At 46.3% G+C, this 20,140-nt stretch carries 16 protein-coding genes and 1 tRNA gene; 2 read left to right on the top strand and 15 right to left on the bottom strand.

The features are described 5' to 3' along the window. Positions 1–16: 16 nt before the first annotated feature. The 11 genes from hemA to KQI_RS0117115 form a co-directional block, all read right to left on the bottom strand. Complete coding sequence (gene hemA / locus KQI_RS0117165) at positions 17–1,411, bottom strand: glutamyl-tRNA reductase (protein ID WP_010348079.1); 1,395 nt, start codon at positions 1,409–1,411, stop codon at positions 17–19. Between the two features lie 248 nt (positions 1,412–1,659). Beyond that, positions 1,660–2,058, bottom strand: coding sequence for an adenosylmethionine decarboxylase (speD, locus tag KQI_RS0117160; protein WP_039774532.1), 399 nt, complete (start codon positions 2,056–2,058; stop codon positions 1,660–1,662). A gap of 270 nt (positions 2,059–2,328) precedes the next feature. Continuing rightward, positions 2,329–2,916: a hypothetical protein gene (locus KQI_RS0117155; RefSeq protein WP_010348077.1), complete on the bottom strand. Its 588-nt coding sequence runs from the start codon at positions 2,914–2,916 to the stop codon at positions 2,329–2,331. Positions 2,917–3,220: 304 nt separating this feature from the next. Beyond that, the gene (gene yihA, locus KQI_RS0117150) at positions 3,221–3,832 is read right to left on the bottom strand and encodes a ribosome biogenesis GTP-binding protein YihA/YsxC (protein WP_010348076.1); all 612 of its coding nucleotides are present in this window, start codon (positions 3,830–3,832) and stop codon (positions 3,221–3,223) included. Between the two features lie 18 nt (positions 3,833–3,850). Then, positions 3,851–6,187 carry an endopeptidase La gene (gene lon, locus KQI_RS0117145; protein ID WP_010348075.1) on the bottom strand — a complete coding sequence of 779 codons (2,337 nt, stop codon included), beginning with the start codon at positions 6,185–6,187 and terminating at the stop codon, positions 3,851–3,853. Positions 6,188–6,297: 110 nt separating this feature from the next. Beyond that, positions 6,298–8,025 (bottom strand): ATP-dependent protease LonB, encoded by a 1,728-nt coding sequence (gene lonB, locus KQI_RS0117140; protein WP_010348074.1) that lies wholly within the window; start codon positions 8,023–8,025, stop codon positions 6,298–6,300. 218 nt (positions 8,026–8,243) lie between these two features. Next, positions 8,244–9,362: a flavodoxin-dependent (E)-4-hydroxy-3-methylbut-2-enyl-diphosphate synthase gene (gene ispG / locus KQI_RS0117135; RefSeq protein WP_010348073.1), complete on the bottom strand. Its 1,119-nt coding sequence runs from the start codon at positions 9,360–9,362 to the stop codon at positions 8,244–8,246. A 109-nt stretch (positions 9,363–9,471) separates the two neighbouring features. After that, the gene (gene clpX, locus KQI_RS0117130) at positions 9,472–10,728 is read right to left on the bottom strand and encodes an ATP-dependent protease ATP-binding subunit ClpX (protein ID WP_010348072.1); all 1,257 of its coding nucleotides are present in this window, start codon (positions 10,726–10,728) and stop codon (positions 9,472–9,474) included. A gap of 12 nt (positions 10,729–10,740) precedes the next feature. After that, a complete protein-coding gene (gene clpP, locus KQI_RS0117125; protein ID WP_007431724.1) occupies positions 10,741–11,331 on the bottom strand; it encodes an ATP-dependent Clp endopeptidase proteolytic subunit ClpP in 591 nt (196 codons plus the stop codon). Positions 11,332–11,740: 409 nt separating this feature from the next. Next, positions 11,741–13,054, bottom strand: coding sequence for a trigger factor (gene tig, locus KQI_RS0117120; RefSeq protein WP_010348071.1), 1,314 nt, complete (start codon positions 13,052–13,054; stop codon positions 11,741–11,743). 144 nt (positions 13,055–13,198) lie between these two features. After that, complete coding sequence (locus KQI_RS0117115; RefSeq protein WP_010348070.1) at positions 13,199–14,134, bottom strand: hypothetical protein; 936 nt, start codon at positions 14,132–14,134, stop codon at positions 13,199–13,201. A 235-nt stretch (positions 14,135–14,369) separates the two neighbouring features. Between KQI_RS0117115 and KQI_RS0117110 the strand changes: the two genes are divergently transcribed. After that, positions 14,370–14,443 (top strand) — tRNA-Arg (locus tag KQI_RS0117110). A 325-nt stretch (positions 14,444–14,768) separates the two neighbouring features. Continuing rightward, complete coding sequence (locus KQI_RS0117105; protein ID WP_010348069.1) at positions 14,769–15,533, top strand: exodeoxyribonuclease III; 765 nt, start codon at positions 14,769–14,771, stop codon at positions 15,531–15,533. An 89-nt stretch (positions 15,534–15,622) separates the two neighbouring features. Here KQI_RS0117105 and KQI_RS0117100 read toward each other — a convergent pair whose 3' ends face one another. From KQI_RS0117100 to KQI_RS0117085, 4 genes are all read right to left on the bottom strand, one after another. After that, positions 15,623–16,969 carry a GH1 family beta-glucosidase gene (locus KQI_RS0117100; protein WP_029390207.1) on the bottom strand — a complete coding sequence of 449 codons (1,347 nt, stop codon included), beginning with the start codon at positions 16,967–16,969 and terminating at the stop codon, positions 15,623–15,625. A gap of 23 nt (positions 16,970–16,992) precedes the next feature. Then, positions 16,993–17,811 carry a carbohydrate ABC transporter permease gene (locus KQI_RS0117095; RefSeq protein WP_010348067.1) on the bottom strand — a complete coding sequence of 273 codons (819 nt, stop codon included), beginning with the start codon at positions 17,809–17,811 and terminating at the stop codon, positions 16,993–16,995. Next, positions 17,811–18,704, bottom strand: a complete 894-nt coding sequence (locus KQI_RS0117090; RefSeq protein ID WP_010348066.1) for a carbohydrate ABC transporter permease — start codon at positions 18,702–18,704, stop codon at positions 17,811–17,813. Before KQI_RS0117090 ends, KQI_RS0117095 begins: the two co-directional genes overlap by 1 nt. 97 nt (positions 18,705–18,801) lie before the next feature. Then, positions 18,802–20,130 carry an ABC transporter substrate-binding protein gene (locus KQI_RS0117085; protein WP_010348065.1) on the bottom strand — a complete coding sequence of 443 codons (1,329 nt, stop codon included), beginning with the start codon at positions 20,128–20,130 and terminating at the stop codon, positions 18,802–18,804. Positions 20,131–20,140 lie beyond the last annotated feature (10 nt).

The following is a 20,140-nucleotide window of genomic DNA, read 5'->3' as shown; positions in this document are numbered from 1 at the left end:
GTCTGTACACCTACCTTTACAGGCCAGCCGGCGCTAACGACGCTGGCGAGGCTTGGACCTGACCGGATTTTTCATGAACACCGGCCTCCGGTTTCATTAACGCGGATGCATCGCTTTTATCTACTTTCTGAGCGGCGTCCTCCAAACGATCCTCCAGAGCAAAAATGTGGCTAAACAACTCTAAGGCCTCATTGCCCTGCTTTTGGACTGCCAATTCCTTCACCCGATTGATAGGATCATGCATCATCTGGTTCAGCATGCTCTTCGTCAAGCGGCTAATCACTTTGCGCTGCCGTTCATCCAGCTCCGGAAGCTTGTTGAACAAGCTTTCTAATGTATCCTGGTGTACGGATTCCGCTTTTTCCTGTAAAGCACGAATCACCGGACGCACTCCCATCGTTTTCAACCATTGATAAAATTCGATAAGCTCGCCTTCGATCATATGCTCGATTTTGGCGGCCTCGGTACGACGCATTTCCAGATTGCTCTCCACGATACCTTCCAAATCATCAATATCGTATAGAAAAACGTTCGACAATTCCCCAATAGCTGGGTCCAGATCACGCGGAACCGCGATATCGATCATAAACAAAGGGCGGGACTGACGTCTTTTCATACTGGCTTCAACCCGATCCCGATCGAGTATATATCCTTGCGCACCAGTCGAGCTGATAACTATGTCCACATCGGCCAACCGTTCAATGCCTTCCCCCATCGTAACCGGCGTTCCGTGAAACTTGGAGGCCAGGTCCTCCGCACGGGACAAAGTCCGGTTCGCCACAATAACCTCGGCTGCTCCGCCACTGTACAAATGCTTAACGGTAAGCTCGCTCATTTTACCTGCACCGAGAATCAGCACTTTCTTATCGGTAAACATGCCAAAAATTCGCTTGCCCAGCTCAACTGCTGCATAGCTGACAGATACGGCGCTTTCTCCAATGGATGTCTCCGAGTGGGCACGCTTGCCCAATGTGACGGCTTGCTTAAACAACATATTAAACCACGTGGCCGTAATTTTCTGGGATTGCGCCTGAAGAAAAGCATTCTTCACTTGTCCCAAAATTTGAGTTTCCCCAATGACCATCGAATCCAGACCACAAGTCACCCGGAACAAATGCCGGATCGCCTGCTCATCCTCATATATATATAAATGCTGTGTAAATTGATCACGCGGAATGCCGAACCATTGCTCCATAAAACTGCGTATAAAATAACCGCACATGTGTAGGCGGTCCACCACGACATATATCTCAGTTCGATTGCAGGTTGCGACAACTACGCCCTCCAACACACTTTTAGTAAGTTTGAGTTGCTCCAGCGCTTTTGGCAAATCTTGTTCTGCAAATGTAAAACGCTCTCTGACTTCCACAGGCGCCGTACGATAATTCAACCCAACAACGACGATGTGCATTGCAAATTCACCTGCCTAAACTGTAATAAGAATAACCACTGTTATCATAAACTATGTTAATTATATCACAGAAGTCCGATTCTCCTCGGGCTGTTTTATGAATTGTTTATGAAAATTAGATGGATTACCTGAACATCCGCCACGCTCTGTATCATTTAATTTAGTGTAGACTACTTTTAAGACAAATAACCATGGAAAATTCCATGGTTATGATATAGGACCACGCGAATGGCTCCATAAGAAACAAATTACACCAATTCAGCGCACTTGCTCTCCGGTGATTCCACCTGAAGCTCTCCCAAGCCGCGAATCAGCTTCTTCGCATATGTTTTTTCCGGTTTTAGGACGGATACCAGGTAATCGATAGCCAGCTGCGGATCAACAGTCTCACCGCAGGTGTAACAATCAATAGCGGCAAATCCTCTCTCAGGATACGTATGAATAGAGAGATGACTCTCCGACAACATTACAAGCACAGTAGCTCCCTGTGGTTCAAATTGCTTGGATTGAACGGACATCACCGTTGCTCCGCAAGCTTCAGCAGCCTCAACCAATTGAGTCTCCAGAAACTGCGCATTATTCAGCAATTCAAACTCAACACCCCAAGTATCTACGGCAACGTGTCTTCCGAAAGTTGAGTACTCCAATTCCATCTTTCGGTTCCCCCTTCCTAGGAATAAAATGTTTGAAAAAAATTTCATCCGCTAGGACCTACGTCATTCACTTCCCGAGGGATAACCTCTCGCAACATTCAATGTCCTGAGTGAATCCTGGTTCCTATATTCATTTTCAACGAGATTAAAAATAACATCAATGTACAGCAAATGCAATCATTTTTTTGGAATAAAAAAGCCCCTTCCAGTAGCGAAAGAGACTGCTCTGCATAACGATTCATTTCAGCATGCCAAAGCCCAAATTTAAGCTTCCAGTGCAAACAATCTGGAGCAGCTCATTCGAAGCTTTTGATCAATCTGTTCAAGCTCCGAGAATGTATGAGCCAGATTCCGTTGATCCAGCAACGAATTAATGAGATTATACACGGCTGATATTTCATTTTCCACGTTTTGATGCTGATAAAGCTGTTGTAGTTCCTGTACTGTGTTTTTATATTCAAATACCAGCCTGGAGCCTTCGGCATTCTTCTCCATAATTTTGCGAACAGTGCCTTTGTTATAAAAATACACCATCGTGAATCCTTGATACATCCGGTAAACAATGCCCTCACCCTTAAAGCGAACAAAAAGTTTGCGTATAAACAAGGTTAGTTGCGGATGAATTAAGCGGCAAGTCAATTCACAGACATATTCTTCCTCTTTGGCTTCAAAAAACAAATGAACTTCCTCACCCGCAGTATGCTCCAGAACGATTTCCTGTCCCCCGTTATCCAGCACTTTAATTCGGTAATGCACTTGGGGATCATCCACTGCCTGCAAAAATTCATCCATTTGAGTTTCTGACAAGGTCAAAGTGGTTTTTACATACTCTGTGGCTAACCGCTGAGCCATACCAATCTCCTCAATTCTTTCCTGAACCTATAGTTCGAGCTTTACAATTTATTATACATCAGACCCACAGCGCTTTTCTTTCAGATCAGTTCACAAAAATCGGTCATTCATGAGAATTAAACGGAAAATATCTTCATTGAGGTAGCATTATCCCCCATATGCTCACTTTTCTGCAGGAAATCCGCGTGATTTCTTAGATATAAGTATTATTCCTACCAGCTTAATGAGTTTTAAATATTCTGAAATCTACATCAATCTGAAATCCATACACCATGAAAAAGGACGCCCCAAGGGCGCCCTGCATTTACAATTCCGTCTGTCCTTCGTCGTCATTCTCTATATAGCTGGAGATGACAGACCACAGTTCTTCCTTGCCCATGCCTTCTTCAGATGAAAAGGGGATAAACAATCCACCGGGAAGTATTCCAAGTTCCTGCTTAATGACTTTATAATGCTTTTCCCGTCGTGTTTTGGGGATTTTATCTGCCTTTGTACCTACAACACATACGGGAAGCCCGTTATGACGCAGCCAATCATACATCATGATATCATCCTTGGACGGCGGATGGCGCAAATCAACCATTTGCAGCACCAGCTTGAGTTGCTCCCGCTCCAGCAAATAAGACTCGATCATCTGCCCCCAGGCTTTGCGGGACGTCTTGGATACTTTAGCGTAGCCGTAGCCGGGAAAATCGACAAAATAGAGATCATCATTAATCCGGTAATAATTAAGCTGTTGGGTTTTCCCTGGCGTAGAACTGGTGCGCGCCAAATTTTTGCGGCTAATCATGCGGTTAATCAATGAAGACTTCCCGACATTAGAGCGCCCTGCCAGAGCAATCTCTGGCAAAGCGTCTACAGGAAACTGATTGGGACCAACCGCACTAATAATAAATTCTGCTTTTGTTACTTTCATTGTGTCCTTAATTCCTCTCTAATGTACCCTTGCCTGCTCAACCAAAGCATGCTTCAGCACCTGATCCATATGGGCAACGGGAACGAATTCAACATCCTGCCGGATACTGTCGGGAATATCCTTCAAATCCCGTTCATTATCTTTTGGAAGCAGAATTTTTTTGTAGCCTGCCCGATGAGCTGCCAGCGACTTCTCTTTCAAACCACCAATCGGCAGCACGCGACCGCGCAGGGTAATTTCGCCCGTCATAGCCACATCCTTCGATACATGACGGTTGGTCAATGCCGAAATCAATGCCGTAGCAATGGTGATTCCAGCAGAAGGTCCATCCTTCGGAATGGCTCCCTCAGGAATATGGATGTGAATATCATTTTTTTCATAAAAATCCGGTTCAATGCCCAACTCGGTCGCTTTGGAACGAGTATAGCTGAATGCCGCCTGTGCGGATTCCTTCATCACGTCTCCAAGCTTACCCGTAAGAATCAGTTTACCGGCACCAGGTACGACAGTCACTTCAATCATCAGCGTTTCACCACCGACCTCTGTCCATGCCAGGCCTGTAACCATACCGATCTGATCCTCCAGTTCCGCTACACCGTACCGGAATTTGGCGATGCCCAAATAATCTTTCAGATTATCCGGTGTGACTTGAATCGATCCTTCCCCACCGGATACAACTGACTTCGCAGCCTTACGGCATAGGGAGGCCAATTGCTGTTCGAGATTCCGCACGCCCGATTCACGGGTATATTCGCGAATGACACGCATCAGCGTATCCTCGCCGATAACCAACTGCTCCTCTTCCAGACCATGCTCTCTCTTCTGCTTGGGCAGTAGATAACGATTGGCAATCTCCAGCTTCTCCAGTTCGGTATAGCCAGGAATATAAAGTGTCTCCATACGATCCATGAGTGGGCGCGGTATATTGTGTGCAGCATTTGCTGTCGTCACAAACATTACATTGGATAGATCAAATGGCAGCTCGACAAAATGGTCGCTGAACGTATTGTTTTGTTCAGGATCAAGCACCTCCAGCAATGCTGCTGATGGGTCTCCCCGAAAATCGGAAGCCATTTTATCAATCTCATCCAGCAAAAAGACCGGATTAGACGTGCCTGCCGTCTTCATTCCCTGAATGATACGCCCCGGCATCGCACCAACATAAGTCCGGCGATGGCCACGGATTTCTGCTTCATCCCGCACACCACCGAGGGAGATGCGGACAAATTCCCGGCCCATGGATTTGGCAATCGAACGAGCCAGCGAGGTCTTGCCGACCCCTGGCGGACCTACGAGACACAGAATCGGTCCCTTAATGGTCTTCACCAGCTTGCGTACAGCCAAGTACTCCAGTACCCGCTCCTTCGGTTTATCCAGTCCGTAGTGGTCATCATTCAGCACCTCTTCGGCTTTGGCAATATCCAGGTCATCATCGGTGAACGTATTCCATGGCAAGCTTAACAGCCAATCGACGTAATTGCGGATGACGCCACCCTCGGCGGAGCTTGCAGGCATTTTTTCCAGACGGTCGATTTCCTTTTCGACCTTCTCTTTTACCGGAACAGGCAGCTCCAGCTCACTCAACTGGTTGCGCAGCTCTTCAACTTCTCCTGCACGACCTTCCTTCTCGCCAAGCTCCTTCTGAATCGCCTTCATTTGTTCACGCAGATAATATTCCTTCTGCGTCTTTTCCATTTGCTTTTTCACTCGCTGGCTGATTTTACGTTCCAGCTCCAGAACTTCGCGCTCGTTGTTCAAAATATCCAGAAGCTTCTCCAGACGCTGAGTTACGTCGATCGTCTCCAGAATATCCTGCTTTTCCTTAATCTTGAGCGTCAGATGGCTTGTGATCACGTCTGCCAGCCGTCCAGGCTCCTCAATATCGGATACCGCGGCAAGTGTCTCGGGCGTTACCTTTTTGGACAAGTTGATATAATGCTCGAACTGGGTCAATACAGTGCGCATCAGCGCATCCGTCTCAGGCTGCACGTTTTCTGCCTCATGCAATTCCTTGGCCAGTACCTCGTAATATTCTTCATTGTCCGTATATTGGATAATCTCGGCACGTTCCAGCCCTTCCACCAGCACCCGAATCGTTCCATTAGGAAGCTTGAGCATCTGGCGCACCTTGGCTACCGTGCCGACTCGAAAAATATCCTCTTGTGCGGGTTCTTCAATATTTACCTCAGATTGAGAACACAGGAGAATCAAATTGTCTTCAACCATCGCTTTTTCCAAAGCCTTGACCGATTTTTCCCGGCCCACATCGAGATGCAGAACCATGCTCGGGTAGACCAGAAGTCCTCTTAAAGGCAGCAAAGGAAAACGACGACCTTTTGTCTTGTTGGGTCCCATCGCTTTCGCACCTCCAGTGATTCTCAGGTTCCGGATTTTACAATCCTCACGTTGTTATCTTTCATATTTTATCAAATGTTAAATAAAAAAACCAATGAAAGGGTCACTTTTTAGCAAGATCCTGTATCAGATATCGCCCCATTATGCGTTCCATCGGCCTGTAACAATGAAGATTGGGATGGGAGAAAAGTCTCAATTGGTGCATGCACAGGTGCTTCCAACGTCATTTCTTCTCCAAACACATGACGGAATACTTCGGTAACCGACTGTACGGGAATGACCTGTAAGCCCTCAACACTATCAAAAAGAGCTTGCCAGTTTTCCTGCGGAATGATCACCTTTTTGGCTCCTGCCTGAAAAGCTGCCTCAACCTTGGCTAATACGCCACCAATTGGTTTGACACGGCCGTGGATGCTAACCTCGCCAGTCATCGCAATTTCGTGATCCACCGGAATTCCCCGCATGGCGGATGCAATAGCTGTTGCCATTGCGATTCCTGCAGACGGACCGTCTACTGGCGTGCCCCCAGGGAAATTGATATGCAGATCGTAATTCGACGGAGACAATCCGAGTGTACGCAAAACGGTCAGTACATTTTCCACAGAACCTTTAGCCATACTCTTGCGTCGCAGTGTACGGGAGCCCCCTCCAATTTCCTCCTCATCAACTACTCCCGTAATATTGTAGCTTCCCTTTCCTTCAGGAACCGGAACCGCCGTAACCTCAATTTCCAGCAGCATCCCCATATTCGGGCCGTATACAGCTAATCCGTTAACAAAACCGATTTGCGGCAAGCCCGGTACTTTTCGATCAGGACGCGGTTGAATTTGACTGCTTCCCGCAACCCATTCCACATCAGACGCATTGAGACGTTCCCGCTTCTCGGTAAGCGCCAAACCAGCAGCAAGCTGGATCATATTGACTGCCTCCCGACCATTCGTAGCGTAACGCTGTACGACCTCGACCGCCTCGGGACAAGGCCCAAAGCCCAGCTTGTGGACAGCATCCTCAGCAATACGAGCAATCTCCTGCGGCTGAAGGGCACGGAAATAAATTTCCATACAACGGGAGCGAATGGCAGGTGGCAGCTCATGCGGCGAACGGGTCGTCGCACCTACCATACGAAAATCCGCTGGCAATCCATTTTGAAAAATATCGTGGATGTAGGCAGGAGTATGCGTGTCTTCTGAGTTGTAATACGCACTCTCCAAAAATACCTTGCGGTCCTCCAGCACTTTCAACAGCTTATTCATCTGCGTCGGGTGCAATTCGCCGATTTCATCAATAAACAGCATGCCACCATGCGCCTTCGTTACAGCGCCAGGCTTAGGCTGCGGAATACCCGCTACCCCCATAGCTCCAGCCCCTTGATAAATGGGATCATGCACCGAGCCAATTAACGGGTCTGCAATGCCACGCTCATCAAAACGGGCCGTCGTGGCGTCAATTTCCGTGAATTTCGCATCAGCCTTGAATGGAGAGGACAGATTTTTCTTCGCCTCTTCCAGCACTACACGCGCAGCAGCCGTCTTCCCCACTCCCGGCGGGCCATAAATAATGACATGCTGTGGATTTGCACTACATAAGGCCGCCTTGAGCGCACGCAGTCCGTCCTTCTGTCCGACGATATCCTGTAACGTTGCTGGCCGAGTACGTTCCGCCAACGGCTTGGTAAGTGAAATGGAGCGCAGCTTGCGCAGCTTATCCAGCTCCTTCCGGGACTCCCGGTCCACCGCGCTACGGTTCGTTTTCTGGCTCCGTAGGAGATTCCAGAAATACAGACCGATGACAATCCCGAAAAACATTTGTACCAACAACAAAATCATAGTCAAGTCCATTGTATTTCCTCCGTTTCTCATCTCAGCAAATTGAAAAATGCCGCTCTATGAAAGACAGTATTTCCTTTTCCACGATAGCTAAACGGCAGTCTTTCAAAAGATCAGAAGGAAAATACAAAAACACCGTGAAGAACAATTCTGTAACAGAACTGTTCTTCACGGCGATGATATAATGACCATAAAGAATGATTATACTTCTGTATAAAAACTGATTGGGTCTATACTTTCTCAGCTGTATGGCGTTCTTCACGCCCCGGGATTTTGCCTGTCTCTTCATACGCTTTGACGATGACATCAATTTCTTTTTTCAATTCATCAACCATGTCAGCCTCGGGTACTTTGCGGATCATTTTACCGTAACGGAACAAAAGCCCTTCCCCGCGTGCTCCAGCAATGCCGATATCAGCTTCCTTCGCTTCACCCGGACCATTTACTGCACATCCCAGCACCGATACTTTAATCGGCACCTTGAGTTTGGCAATATAGTCCTCTACCTCGTTGGCAATAGAGAACAGATCAATATCCAGACGTCCGCAAGTTGGACAGGAAATCAATGTCGCAGCGTTGGTGATTAGTCCAAACGTTTTGAGTAGCTCCCGTGCAACCTTCACTTCTTCCACCGGATCGGCACTGAGTGAAATACGCATCGTGGAGCCGATGCCTGATGCCAGCAAGGCCCCCATACCCGCCGCACTTTTAACCGTTCCGGTAAAGAGCGTACCTGCTTCGGTGATACCCAGATGAAGCGGATACTTGATAATTTCAGCGGCCTTCATATAAGCAGCAATCGCCATGGGTACGTCAGACGCTTTCAGAGACACAATAATATCGTGGAAATCAAGCTCCTCCAAAATACCGATATGGTACAGCGCGCTTTCTACCATCGCTTCTGGCGTCGGATAGCCATACTTATCCAGCAAATGCTGCTCCAATGATCCGGCATTGACACCAATCCGAATCGGAATCCCTTTTTCCTTACACGCATTAACGACAGCCTCCACTTTTTCGCGTCGACCAATATTACCTGGATTAATGCGGACCTTGTCAATTCCGTTTTCAATCGCCAGTAGAGCCAGCTTGTAATTAAAATGAATATCCGCGACGAGCGGAATATGAATCCGTTTTTTAATTTCCTTAATGGCAGCGGCTGCTTCCTCATTGTTGACCGTAACCCGCACCAGTTGACATCCGGCTTCCTCCAAGCGAAGAATCTCGGCTACAGTAGCTTCCACATCTGCTGTTTTGGTTGTACACATACTTTGGATAATGACTTCATTGCTGCCGCCAATCGTCAGATTCCCGACTTTAACGGGACGTGTGTCTTGTCTTAAGAACATGTACTTTTCTCTCCCATTAACACCAAACCTCCACCCCTTAAAACCTCATACGGTTTAGTGAAGTGGAGATCCGGCTTCTCATGTTGTAGAGATCGCGAAGTATCAATCCTTAGGCGCTCTCTTCTTGTTTTTTATCCTTATCTGTACGACCGAGTTCCGGTGCGATTTTGTCTTTTACTACCTGCTCGTTGATGACGCAAGTCGTCACATCATCACGGGAAGGAACTTCATACATGACGTCGAGCATAATACCTTCAATGATCGCGCGAAGACCACGGGCACCCGTGTTACGCTTGATCGCCTCACGAGCAATGGCTTCCAGAGCATCTTGCTTAAATTCCAGCTGCACATTATCCAGTTCCAGCATCTTCTGGTATTGCTTGGTTAACGCATTTTTCGGCTCCGACAAGATACGAACCAATGTATTCTCATCAAGCGGCTCCAGCGTAGAAATGACTGGCAAACGTCCTACGAATTCCGGAATCAGTCCGAATTTCAACAGATCCTCAGGCAATACCATGGAAGTATATTCCCCTGGCTTCAGATCTTTTTGTTCGCTAGTGGCATTAAAGCCAATGACCTTTTTACCGATACGGCGTTTGATCATTTGCTCCAGACCGTCAAAAGCACCGCCGCAAATAAACAGGATATTTGTGGTGTCAATTTGAATGAACTCTTGATGCGGATGCTTGCGGCCACCTTGCGGAGGTACAGAAGCAACCGTGCCTTCCAAAATTTTAAGCAAGGCCTGCTGTACACCTTCTCCCGATACGTCGCGCGTAATGGACGGGTTTTCGGATTTACGGGCTACTTTATCAATTTCGTCAATGTAGATGATACCGCGCTCGGCTTTTTCCACATCATAATCGGCTGCTTGAATCAATTTCAGCAAAATGTTTTCAACGTCTTCACCTACATAACCGGCTTCCGTGAGGGAAGTGGCATCTGCAATAGCAAAAGGTACGTTCAAAATTTTAGCCATCGTTTGCGCAAGCAACGTTTTACCCGAACCTGTAGGTCCAAGCATCAGAATGTTGCTTTTTTGTAACTCTACATCATCAATTTTGTTTTGTGTATTAATACGTTTGTAATGGTTATATACCGCTACAGACAACGATTTTTTCGCTTGATCCTGACCAATGACATATTGGTCCAAAATCTCACGGATTTGCATCGGTTTCGGAATGTCTTTCAGATCTACTTCTTCTTCATGACCCAATTCCTCTTCCACAATCTCCGTGCACAGCTCAATGCATTCGTCACATATATATACACCTGGTCCGGCAACAAGTTTGCGAACCTGATCTTGAGATTTGCCGCAGAAAGAACATTTCAATTGTCCTTTTTCATCATTAAATTTAAACATAGAGCCACCCCTTTACAGATTAATCGGTTTAGACAGCACCTGGTCAATGATACCATATGCTTTTGCCTCTTCTGCTTCCATGAAGAAATCCCGGTCAGTATCACGTTCGATTTTTTCGAGGGGCTGACCCGTACGCTCTACATAGATTTGATTCAGCTTGGCACGTGTTTTGATAATCCAGTCCGCATGAATCAGCATATCAGAGGCTTGCCCCTGAATGCCGCCGAGCGGCTGATGGATCATAACCTCACTGTTAGTAAGCGCGTATCTTTTGCCTGGTGCACCCGCTGTGAGCAACAAAGAACCCATGCTTGCAGCCATGCCTACACAGATCGTTGATACGTCCGGCTTAATAAATTGCATTGTATCATATATACCCATGCCCGCAGTTACAGAACCACCTGGCGAGTTAATATACAAATTGATATCCTTCTCCGGATCTTCCGCAGCAAGGAACAATAGCTGTGCAATGACGAGATTGGCGACATCGTCATCAATCGGGCCACTCAGGAAAATGATGCGATCCTTAAGCAACCGCGAGTAAATATCGTAAGATCGTTCTCCTCGATTCGTTTGTTCCACAACCATAGGGACGAGACTCATCACGACCAACCTCTTTTCTTAATTAAAATGAACACCTGTATTCATCCGCTTCCTTAAGTCCCATTAAAACGAAAGCGGTGAGCATGAAACGTGAACACCTTACAAAATATTTTAACATGTTCAGAGTCTCGTGTCATATTTGCATCCGCTCATCTAAAGTGCGGCTGTTTACAATACGCTTTGCCGAGACCTTCTCATATTTAACCATGTTTCATATGTATGTGCAAATGTACGGTGGTGACTTATGTAAAACACGAAAACACCACTTACAGCGCTTTCCATAAACGACCAAAATTTAGGTTTCCTAAGGTGAAAATAAGGCACGTAACTTTCACTACGTGCCTTATCCCTATCTAATTACTACGTTGCAGCCTGTAACAGCATACCCCGTATATTTTTATCGTTTAAATTACTCAGCAGCTGCAGCTGGTGCTTCAACTTCTTTGCTGTTTTCCACCAGCAAAGCAATTGTTTTGCGCAGTGAGACCTCTTCTTTCAAGTTGGCTAACGAGCCGTTACTTTCCAGAATACTGCGGATTTCTTCAACAGAACGTTTGTAAGCATCAGCCATGTTTTGCAGCTCTTCATTAATTTCCGTTTCGGAAACTTCGATGTTTTCTGCCTTAGCCACTTGCTCCAGCACGAGGTTGTTACGCACGCGCTTTTCAGCATCAGCTTTCATTTGCTCTTCCAGGTCTTCCTTGCTTTGACCGGAGAAGCCGAGGAACATTTCAAGGTTCATGCCTTGGCTGCGCAGACGGTTGTCGAAATCGCGAACCATGTTTTGCACTTCACTCTTGACCATTGCTTCAGGAATGTCGATTGTTGCATTCTCAGCAACTTTCTCCACTACAGCACCTTCACGAGCTGCTTTAGCTTCATTCTCCTTACGCTCCAGCAATTGCTTTTTCAGATCTTCCTTGAATTCAGCCAGTGTGTCAAATTCACTTACATCTTTAGCAAATTCATCGTCCAGTTCAGGAAGAACTTTGCGTTTCAGCTCATGAACTTTCACTTTGAATACAGCTTGTTTGCCAGCCAGGTCAGCAGAATGGTAGTTCTCAGGGAACGTTACTTCAACGTCCTTGGAATCGCCAGTGTGCAAACCAATCACTTGATCTTCAAAGCCAGGGATGAAGGTGTTGGAGCCCAGCTCCAGAGAATACTTCTCAGCTTGTCCGCCTTCGAATTGTACGCCGTCTACGGAACCGTCGAAGTCGATAATAGCTGTATCACCGGATTGAGCAGCATCTTCATCAACGACAACCAATTCAGCATGACGTTGTTGCAGGCGCTCCAGCTCTTGAGTCAATTCTTCGTCGCTTACTTCAAGTTTGCTTACAGACACTTCTATGCCTTTGTACTCGCCCAAAGTAACTTCAGGCTTAACTGTAACCTTTGCTTTGAATTTGAAAGATTCGCCTTTAGCAAATTGATCAATTTCAACGTCCGGGCTATCAACCGGGAAGATGTCCGTTTGCTCTACAGCTTCACCATAAGCTTCTGGCAGCAGGAAGTCGATTGCATCCTGATACAAGCTTTCAATACCGTAGCGTTTTTCAAAAATAGGACGTGGCACCTTACCTTTACGGAATCCTGGTACACTTACTTGCTTTACCACTTTATTAAAAGCTTTGTCGAGTGCAGCGGCTACACGATCCGCGTTAACCTCAACTTCAAGAACCCCAAGGTTCTTCTCTATTTTCTCCCAAGTTGCTTTCATTTTATGCTTTCCCCTCCAACAAAATCTTCACTTAGTTTTCATTTCAATCAACGCACACAAAATAACCATTATAGTATATCTAACATTACTGTCTTTTTCAAGAGCAGCCCTTTCAATGCTTTACAGGTAAACGTTTCCGGTCATTCAAGGAGTATTCATTCCCGCAGCTACAAAGACTCGCATTGACCGATACGCCTGCTCAAAACGGAAGCGCAGCGAATCTGTAATGCCGTAAATAGCACGTGTTTCTTCCTCGTTGTTGCTTCCACTCAAACTCTCCGAAACCGTCTGGTGGAGAGCTGCCGCCCAAATATCCGACATTCCGTCCTCTTCCACCAGCATCGATCTGTAATCATTCGTACCATACACAGCCATCACAAACTGCGACCACAGCTCCTGCGCAAAATAGAACAGCGTAGGCTCATGCACCTCGGTCTGATCGGCTACCCGTTCCAAGATACGCAAAATCTGTTCAGGAAAATCACCCGGTTGAAGTGGAACCGTTTCAATCTCGATCTCCGCTTTTTCATCTCCCCGTCTGATTTCTATCGTCCCTTCCATTCCACGTCGTCGCAGTGTTTGCAAAATTCGGAATTGGAGGAGAGGATGGATTTCCCGTTCTTTTATCCAGCGAAGCAAGGCATCGTCAATTTCCGGCAGCTCCAGATAGGACAACTGCTCAAGTGCTAAAATCGTCTGTTCGGATAATGGTCCATCCATAGCCATCTGCAGCAGCCTATTGCCATACCCTGCATCCTGCTCCTGCTTAAAGCGTGCATGGCGGCGAGCCAATTCTACTTCGCCCACCTCGTCTTCTTCCGCAACGTCCGTTACTCCCCCGCTGTCAACATACTGTGGAAAGGCAGCTTCCAGCCATTGTAATAGAGCATCCCATTCATCGTATTGTTTCTGCTCCTGTCCCTGACACTGCATTAAAAAACGCAGCATCGCCATCGCCTCTCCGTAACGTTCGTTTTCAAGCATCACAGTAAGTTGAATTTGATAATAGTCCAGTGTCTTTGGAAACAATACAATATTATTTTCTTTTGTCGTCACCTTGGAGTCCTTAATTAAAGGCACCCCCTCTCCTCCGTATGCTAAAGTATTTGTAGATTATATGAGAAACAGCAGCTTAAGTCCAACCACTCGTCTTCCACATATTCACCTGTATTCTAACATACCCTTTTATAAGGCAAAAAAAACCACGTCTAGTCTGAATTTATGCTGCACAAAGTCTGAACAACTAAATAATATGGGAAACAAGACTTGAATCTTTTGCATCCATGTGATATATTAATATTCGCTTGAATTTTATGTCCCAGTAGCTCAGCTGGATAGAGCAACGGCCTTCTAAGCCGTCGGTCGGGGGTTCGAATCCCTCCTGGGACGTATATACAAACTTCCTATTAGGAAGTTTTTTTTCGTTCCAGCAGGATGAGAACCCCTTTGGGGGACGTCGGAGCATTAGCTTCGTTAGCATTTTTAATGTAGAATGGCTGCTTCCACTAGGCCGTATGTCGGTTTAGCGCTTGTTGGGAGCAGCCTTTTTTGTGTTCAGATCATGGTTTGCTAACAACTGCCCTTTTAAAAAAACACAGAGATTGCTATCATCTATCTTGTTCCCCATATAGTTATTTCATTATATATGCTTATCCCAACCGAGGATATATTCAATCACACCGCTTGACCGCGATGAGTAATAAGGAGATCGACAATGAAATTAATATCTTGGAATGTTAATGGCTTAAGAGCCTGTGTGACCAAAGGATTCTATACTTATCTAAAAGAAACAAATCCCGATATTTTTTGCGTACAGGAAACCAAGCTTCAAGAGGGACAAATCCTCATGGAGAACATGGAGGAATACACACAGTACTGGAATTATGCCGAGAAAAAAGGATATTCCGGCACGGCTATCTTCACCAAAATCAAGCCGCTTTCTGTACATTATGGACTTGAAGAAAATGGGGAGCCTGAAGGCAGAACCATTACTCTGGAATTCGAGAAGTTTTATCTGGTTAATGTGTATACTCCGAATACCAAACGGGATTTGTCCAGGCTGCCGTACAGACTGGAATGGGAGGACCGTTTCCGCAGCTATCTGCAACAGTTGGATGCATCGAAGCCTGTCATTATTTGTGGTGATCTCAACGTGGCTCATCAGGAGATTGATTTGAAAAATGCAAAAGCCAACTACGGCAATGCCGGATTTACGCCTGAGGAACGGGAGCGAATGTCGCAGTTGCTGGGCGCCGGGTTTATTGACACCTTCAGACACTTTTATCCTGACCGGACGGAGGTTTATTCCTGGTGGTCCTATATGCCGAAGGTGAGAGAACGGAACATCGGCTGGCGAATCGACTACTTCCTCGTCTCGGACAGACTTCGCCCGCTATTAATAGACGCAAGCATAGATTGTCATATTACCGGTAGCGACCACTGCCCTGTTATACTCGATATGCAGGATATTTCAGCATAATCCGCCTTACACAAGTATTACGCAGTCTTAAAAGCCGTCATGTTCTGTTATTGCAGCATGACGGCTTAAATGATATCCCCTTTTTCTGTCTAAAACCCGTTATTCACCATCACTTGCTTGAACCACAGCGCACTTTGTTTAGGTGTCCGTTCCTGCGTTTCGTAATTGACATGTATAATACCGAAACGTTTGCTGTAGCCCCAGGCCCATTCAAAGTTATCCAGGAATGACCAGACAAAATAACCCTTGAGCTGGCCTCCCTCTTCGATAAAGCGATGGCATGCCTTTAAATGCTCCTCAATATAGTGCTGACGCCCGGTGTCCTCAATTTTCCCGTTCATCAGCTCATCCTTCATCGCTGCACCATTTTCCGTAATTAAAATGGGTATGCCCTTGGTAAAATCCTTCTCAATCCGCGTCAGCAGCTTATAAAAGGATTCGGGATGAATCTCCCATCCCATATCCGTTACCGGCTCCTCGATGCGAACCTGCTCCACCTGCAGCAACGAAGCGTCTGTAGTCGCTCGAATGACACTGCGAGCATAATAGTTGATGCCCACAAAATCCCCTGGCTGCTGAATCAGCTCCATATCACTGGGCTCTACAAAATCCAATCCATTCAGATACGCCCCGTACCATTCCACCATATCTTCAGGATATTTCCCGTTAAACAACGGCTCGGCAAACCAACGATTAATAAAGCCATCCCGCCGGACGGCAGCGGCAACGTCCTCAGGTCGTTCAGAAGCGGCATCCACATGCTCCATATTCAGTGTAATACCTATCTTGCCCGTCAGCCCTTTTTCCTTGTGTAATTTGATGGCTATCCCATGACACAGCAGAGTATGATGGGCGGCAGTAAAGGCTTCCTTCCAGTTCTCATGACCGGGGGCATGTTCTCCTGTACCATAGCCCAAAATAGAGGCACAATAGGGCTCATTTATCGTATTCCACCAGCTTATACGCTGTCCAAATCGATCCATGATTACAGAGGCATACGTCATAAAATGCCCGATAATCTCGCGCTGCGTCCAACCGCCCTCGTCCTCGATCCACTGCGGTAGATCCCAGTGATACAGCGTCAGCATCGGAATGAGCCCGGCCGACTCAATCTCATCCAGCAGGCGCTCATAGAAGAGCAGCCCCTGTTCGTTAACCACGCCGGGTGCGGGAATAATACGCGGCCAGGCTACGGAAAAACGGTAATGTAAAAAGCCAAGCTGCTTCATTAATTGCACGTCTTCCTTAAAGCGGTGAAAATGGTCACAAGCCATATCTCCGCAGTCTCCTCCTATCACCTTCCCTGGCGCTTGACAGAACGTATCCCAAATGGAAGGCGTTCTTCCACCCTCAGTGACACCACCTTCAATTTGATAAGAAGAGGTTGAGGTTCCCCACATAAACTTGGCTGGAAATAAAAAGGTATTTTCACTCATACTCGGCATCATCCTTTCAGGAATCAAGACTTCACAGCTCCAGCCATTGCACCGCCGACAATAAAGCGCTGGAGGAAAATATACAAAATAACCAGCGGTAGTGTAACAATCAGGATACCGCAAGCGAGCAGCGGCCAGTTGTTCATGTATTGTCCGTAGAAGGAGAACAATCCCTTGGTCACCGGCTGATACGCAGGATCAGACAAATAAATGGTAGGACCTATAATGTCGTTCCACGCCCCGATCGCGGTCAAAATAATGCCTGTCGCCAGCACTGGCTTCATCAGCGGTACAAGAATCGTAAACAAATAGCGTGAATATCCGCACCCGTCCATTGCTGCCGCTTCATCCAGTTCTCGGGACACAGACTTGATATATCCCACAAACATCAGGAAAGCAATGCCGGTCCCCGTTGTTTTCAGCAAAATAAAACCAAGCTGCGTATTGTACAGCCCCAGACTATTAATGAGGGCAAATTGCGGAATCAGCGGGTTCGGGAGATACATGGATATCAGGAAAAACACATAGAAGAAGGTGCTGAATTTAACGTATCCCCGCGCCAGCGGAAAAGCTGCAAACACGGATATTACCAGCGTTAACAGCGTAGATACTCCCGTATACAAAATACTGTTCCACATGTACTGAGAGAAATTCCCTTTCTCCCAGGCATCCATAAAATTCTCCAAGCGCAGACTTTTGGCTATTGCCACAGGATCTATCAGATACTCACTCTGAGTCTTCATCGATACATTAAAGAGGTAGAAAAGCGGAAATAAATATAGGGAAAGCATGAGCAGTACGATGATGTAGCTCAATAGTTTTGTTCCTTTGGAGCTGCTCATTACATTTCCACCTCTCTTCTACGCAAGTAATACAGGGCAATCATCGACACCGTAAATACGAACAGGAACTGGATCATAGCTACCGCGGAAGCAAGGCCGTAATCCGATGTCCCGGAGCCGAAGGCTGTTGCATACACATCAAACGCAAGTGTCGTCGTGTTGAATTTACCACCTGTCAGCACATAAATAATGTCAAAGGTTTGCAAGGCTCCAATAATGGACAGCAGCATATTGACTGTAAAGGATGGCGCAATCATCGGAAAGGTAATATTTTTGAACGCTTTCCACCCGGAAGCGCCGTCCATATACCCTGCTTCATATAAATCATTGGGAATGGATTGCAGCCCGGCTAAGAAAATAGTCATTGAGTAGCCCATGTACATCCAAATTTGCACGAAAATAATCAGTTCAAAGGCAATATCATAATCCCCGAAAAAGTTGGAGCTGGTTCCAAAAAAGTTCATCATGGCTTGCGCAGGACCGCCAAGCGGATTGGCAATCAGCTGCCAGATCAGGCCAGATACCGTTACCCCAAGTACAACAGGCAGAAAAAATACAGCGCGGTAAAATACATCACCTTTGAGCTTCTTATTAATAAGGATGGCCATGAACAGCCCTACTGCATTTTGAATCACAACCACTGCTACGGCAAAGTATAAGGAACGACCAATAGAAGCGATACGATCTCCTGAATCCGAGGAGGTAAAGAAGGTCGTATAATTCTCGAATCCGACAAAATTCCATGATTGTCCCGGAACACCTGATGCATCTGTAAAGGAAAACAGTACAGTTACCATGGAGGGACCAAAGCCAAGAAGCAAATAGAGCAGCACCGGAATACTCAGCAAGAGATACGGTATTAACCGGGCCGCCCCCTTTCCGAAGGGATACATGGGCCTCACACCTTTTTACATTATTCAGGATTTTGCAAAATCCTCTATTATGGGAGCTTTACCGTAGCCAATCTGCGCTTATGCAAAGCCTATTGATTTATTTAGGGGCTGCCGCATCCCAGTCTGCCTGAGATTTTTGAGCAAGCTCCAAAGGCGTCTTTAGCGGACCGGCGGGCGCCAGAAATTCCGCATGTACGCTGGCATCCTTAATGTACTGTCCAACATTCTTACGATTGATAAACAACTGATCCCAGGAGAGCTTGAAGTTTTCCAGTGAAGGCTGGATTTCATTAACAAACTCACTACTTATCTTCACATCAGGCTGTGTTGGCAAAAATCCGGCAGCGTTCACAAAATCCGTGTAATTCTGCTTCTCGGAGAGCATTTCAAGCCATTTGATCGCATAGTCCTTGTTTGGCGACTTTTCCAATACCATCCATGTCATATCGTATTTGCCTGCAAGGTTCTTATTTTTGGCGGGATCATTACTGCCCGGAATCGGAAAATAACCAAATTTCATCTCTGGATTGGCTGTCTGGATCGTAGTTGCATCCCACGTGCCATCCGCAATCATAGCTACACGCCCTGTAGCAAACAAACTTGGCAAGGTTCCATAGTCAATCCCCATAAATCCATCAATGGCATTGTTCATCAATATTTGTGTTTTTTCCAGCACCTCAAGCTGAACGGGGTCTGTCAGTTTCGTCTTCCCTGTCCACAGCCCTTTGATATATTCCAGCTGATCATCATGGATAGAGGCCTGAAGCCCTTGGACAGCAAGGTTAATAGGCCATACATCCTTACCGCCAAAACCAATCGGTTCTACGCCGTTATCCTTGAGCACCTTCATCACATGTACCAGTTCATCCCAGGTTGTGGGCACAGCAAGATTATATTTTTCAAAAATCTCTTTGTTGTAGAATAATCCTGTTAGTGCCACCTTACCCATATTCACACCATATACCTTGTCCTTATAGGTCATAGCATTTTTGACATCTGTAGGATTATAGCTTTTTATAAAAGCCTGATCCGACAGATCGGCTATAAGTCCTCCATCAATCCATTGCTTCCACATCGGATCAGCTGCTCCCTTGGACCATTCCTGCGGAGCACCCACGAAGCTGAATTTCAGAGGAATAATGTCTGCATCACCGGACGAGCCAGCATTCATACGCGTTTGCATCAGTTGATCATACGTTGAGTCAGCAGGTACGGTCGTATACTCCACCTGAACATTCGGGTACTTCTCTTCAAACTTTTTATTAATTTCCTTTATATAGTTGTTAATATTTTCCTGCTGCCAATGAATAATCTTTAATGTGACCTTTTTATTCCCGTCCTGTGCAGCTTCGCCACCTTTACCACAAGCAGCCAACACAACAATTAAAGCGGTTACAAGAAGTAATGAAACACTCTTTTTTAACATTGCAGAATCC

The sequence above is a fragment of the Paenibacillus peoriae KCTC 3763 genome (assembly GCF_000236805.1).
In the GTDB taxonomy this organism is placed as follows: Bacteria; Bacillota; Bacilli; order Paenibacillales; family Paenibacillaceae; genus Paenibacillus; species Paenibacillus peoriae.
Note: the sequence above shows the minus strand (reverse complement) of the source record. Positions and strands in the feature narration are given on the sequence as shown.

What these genes read in the sequence shown, in the direction of transcription:
- clpP (WP_007431724.1), bottom strand. Translation starts at nt 11,331, where the DNA reads ATGAGTCTCGTCCCTATGGTTGTGGAACAAACGAATCGAGGAGAACGA.
- KQI_RS0117095 (WP_010348067.1), bottom strand. Translation starts at nt 17,811, where the DNA reads ATGAGCAGCTCCAAAGGAACAAAACTATTGAGCTACATCATCGTACTG.
- KQI_RS0117090 (WP_010348066.1), bottom strand. Translation starts at nt 18,704, where the DNA reads ATGTATCCCTTCGGAAAGGGGGCGGCCCGGTTAATACCGTATCTCTTG.
- clpX (WP_010348072.1), bottom strand. Translation starts at nt 10,728, where the DNA reads ATGTTTAAATTTAATGATGAAAAAGGACAATTGAAATGTTCTTTCTGC.
- KQI_RS0117085 (WP_010348065.1), bottom strand. Translation starts at nt 20,130, where the DNA reads ATGTTAAAAAAGAGTGTTTCATTACTTCTTGTAACCGCTTTAATTGTT.
- tig (WP_010348071.1), bottom strand. Translation starts at nt 13,054, where the DNA reads ATGAAAGCAACTTGGGAGAAAATAGAGAAGAACCTTGGGGTTCTTGAA.
- lonB (WP_010348074.1), bottom strand. Translation starts at nt 8,025, where the DNA reads ATGGACTTGACTATGATTTTGTTGTTGGTACAAATGTTTTTCGGGATT.
- KQI_RS0117155 (WP_010348077.1), bottom strand. Translation starts at nt 2,916, where the DNA reads ATGGCTCAGCGGTTAGCCACAGAGTATGTAAAAACCACTTTGACCTTG.
- ispG (WP_010348073.1), bottom strand. Translation starts at nt 9,362, where the DNA reads ATGTTCTTAAGACAAGACACACGTCCCGTTAAAGTCGGGAATCTGACG.
- KQI_RS0117100 (WP_029390207.1), bottom strand. Translation starts at nt 16,969, where the DNA reads ATGAGTGAAAATACCTTTTTATTTCCAGCCAAGTTTATGTGGGGAACC.
- lon (WP_010348075.1), bottom strand. Translation starts at nt 6,187, where the DNA reads ATGGGACCCAACAAGACAAAAGGTCGTCGTTTTCCTTTGCTGCCTTTA.
- KQI_RS0117105 (WP_010348069.1), top strand. Translation starts at nt 14,769, where the DNA reads ATGAAATTAATATCTTGGAATGTTAATGGCTTAAGAGCCTGTGTGACC.
- yihA (WP_010348076.1), bottom strand. Translation starts at nt 3,832, where the DNA reads ATGAAAGTAACAAAAGCAGAATTTATTATTAGTGCGGTTGGTCCCAAT.
- hemA (WP_010348079.1), bottom strand. Translation starts at nt 1,411, where the DNA reads ATGCACATCGTCGTTGTTGGGTTGAATTATCGTACGGCGCCTGTGGAA.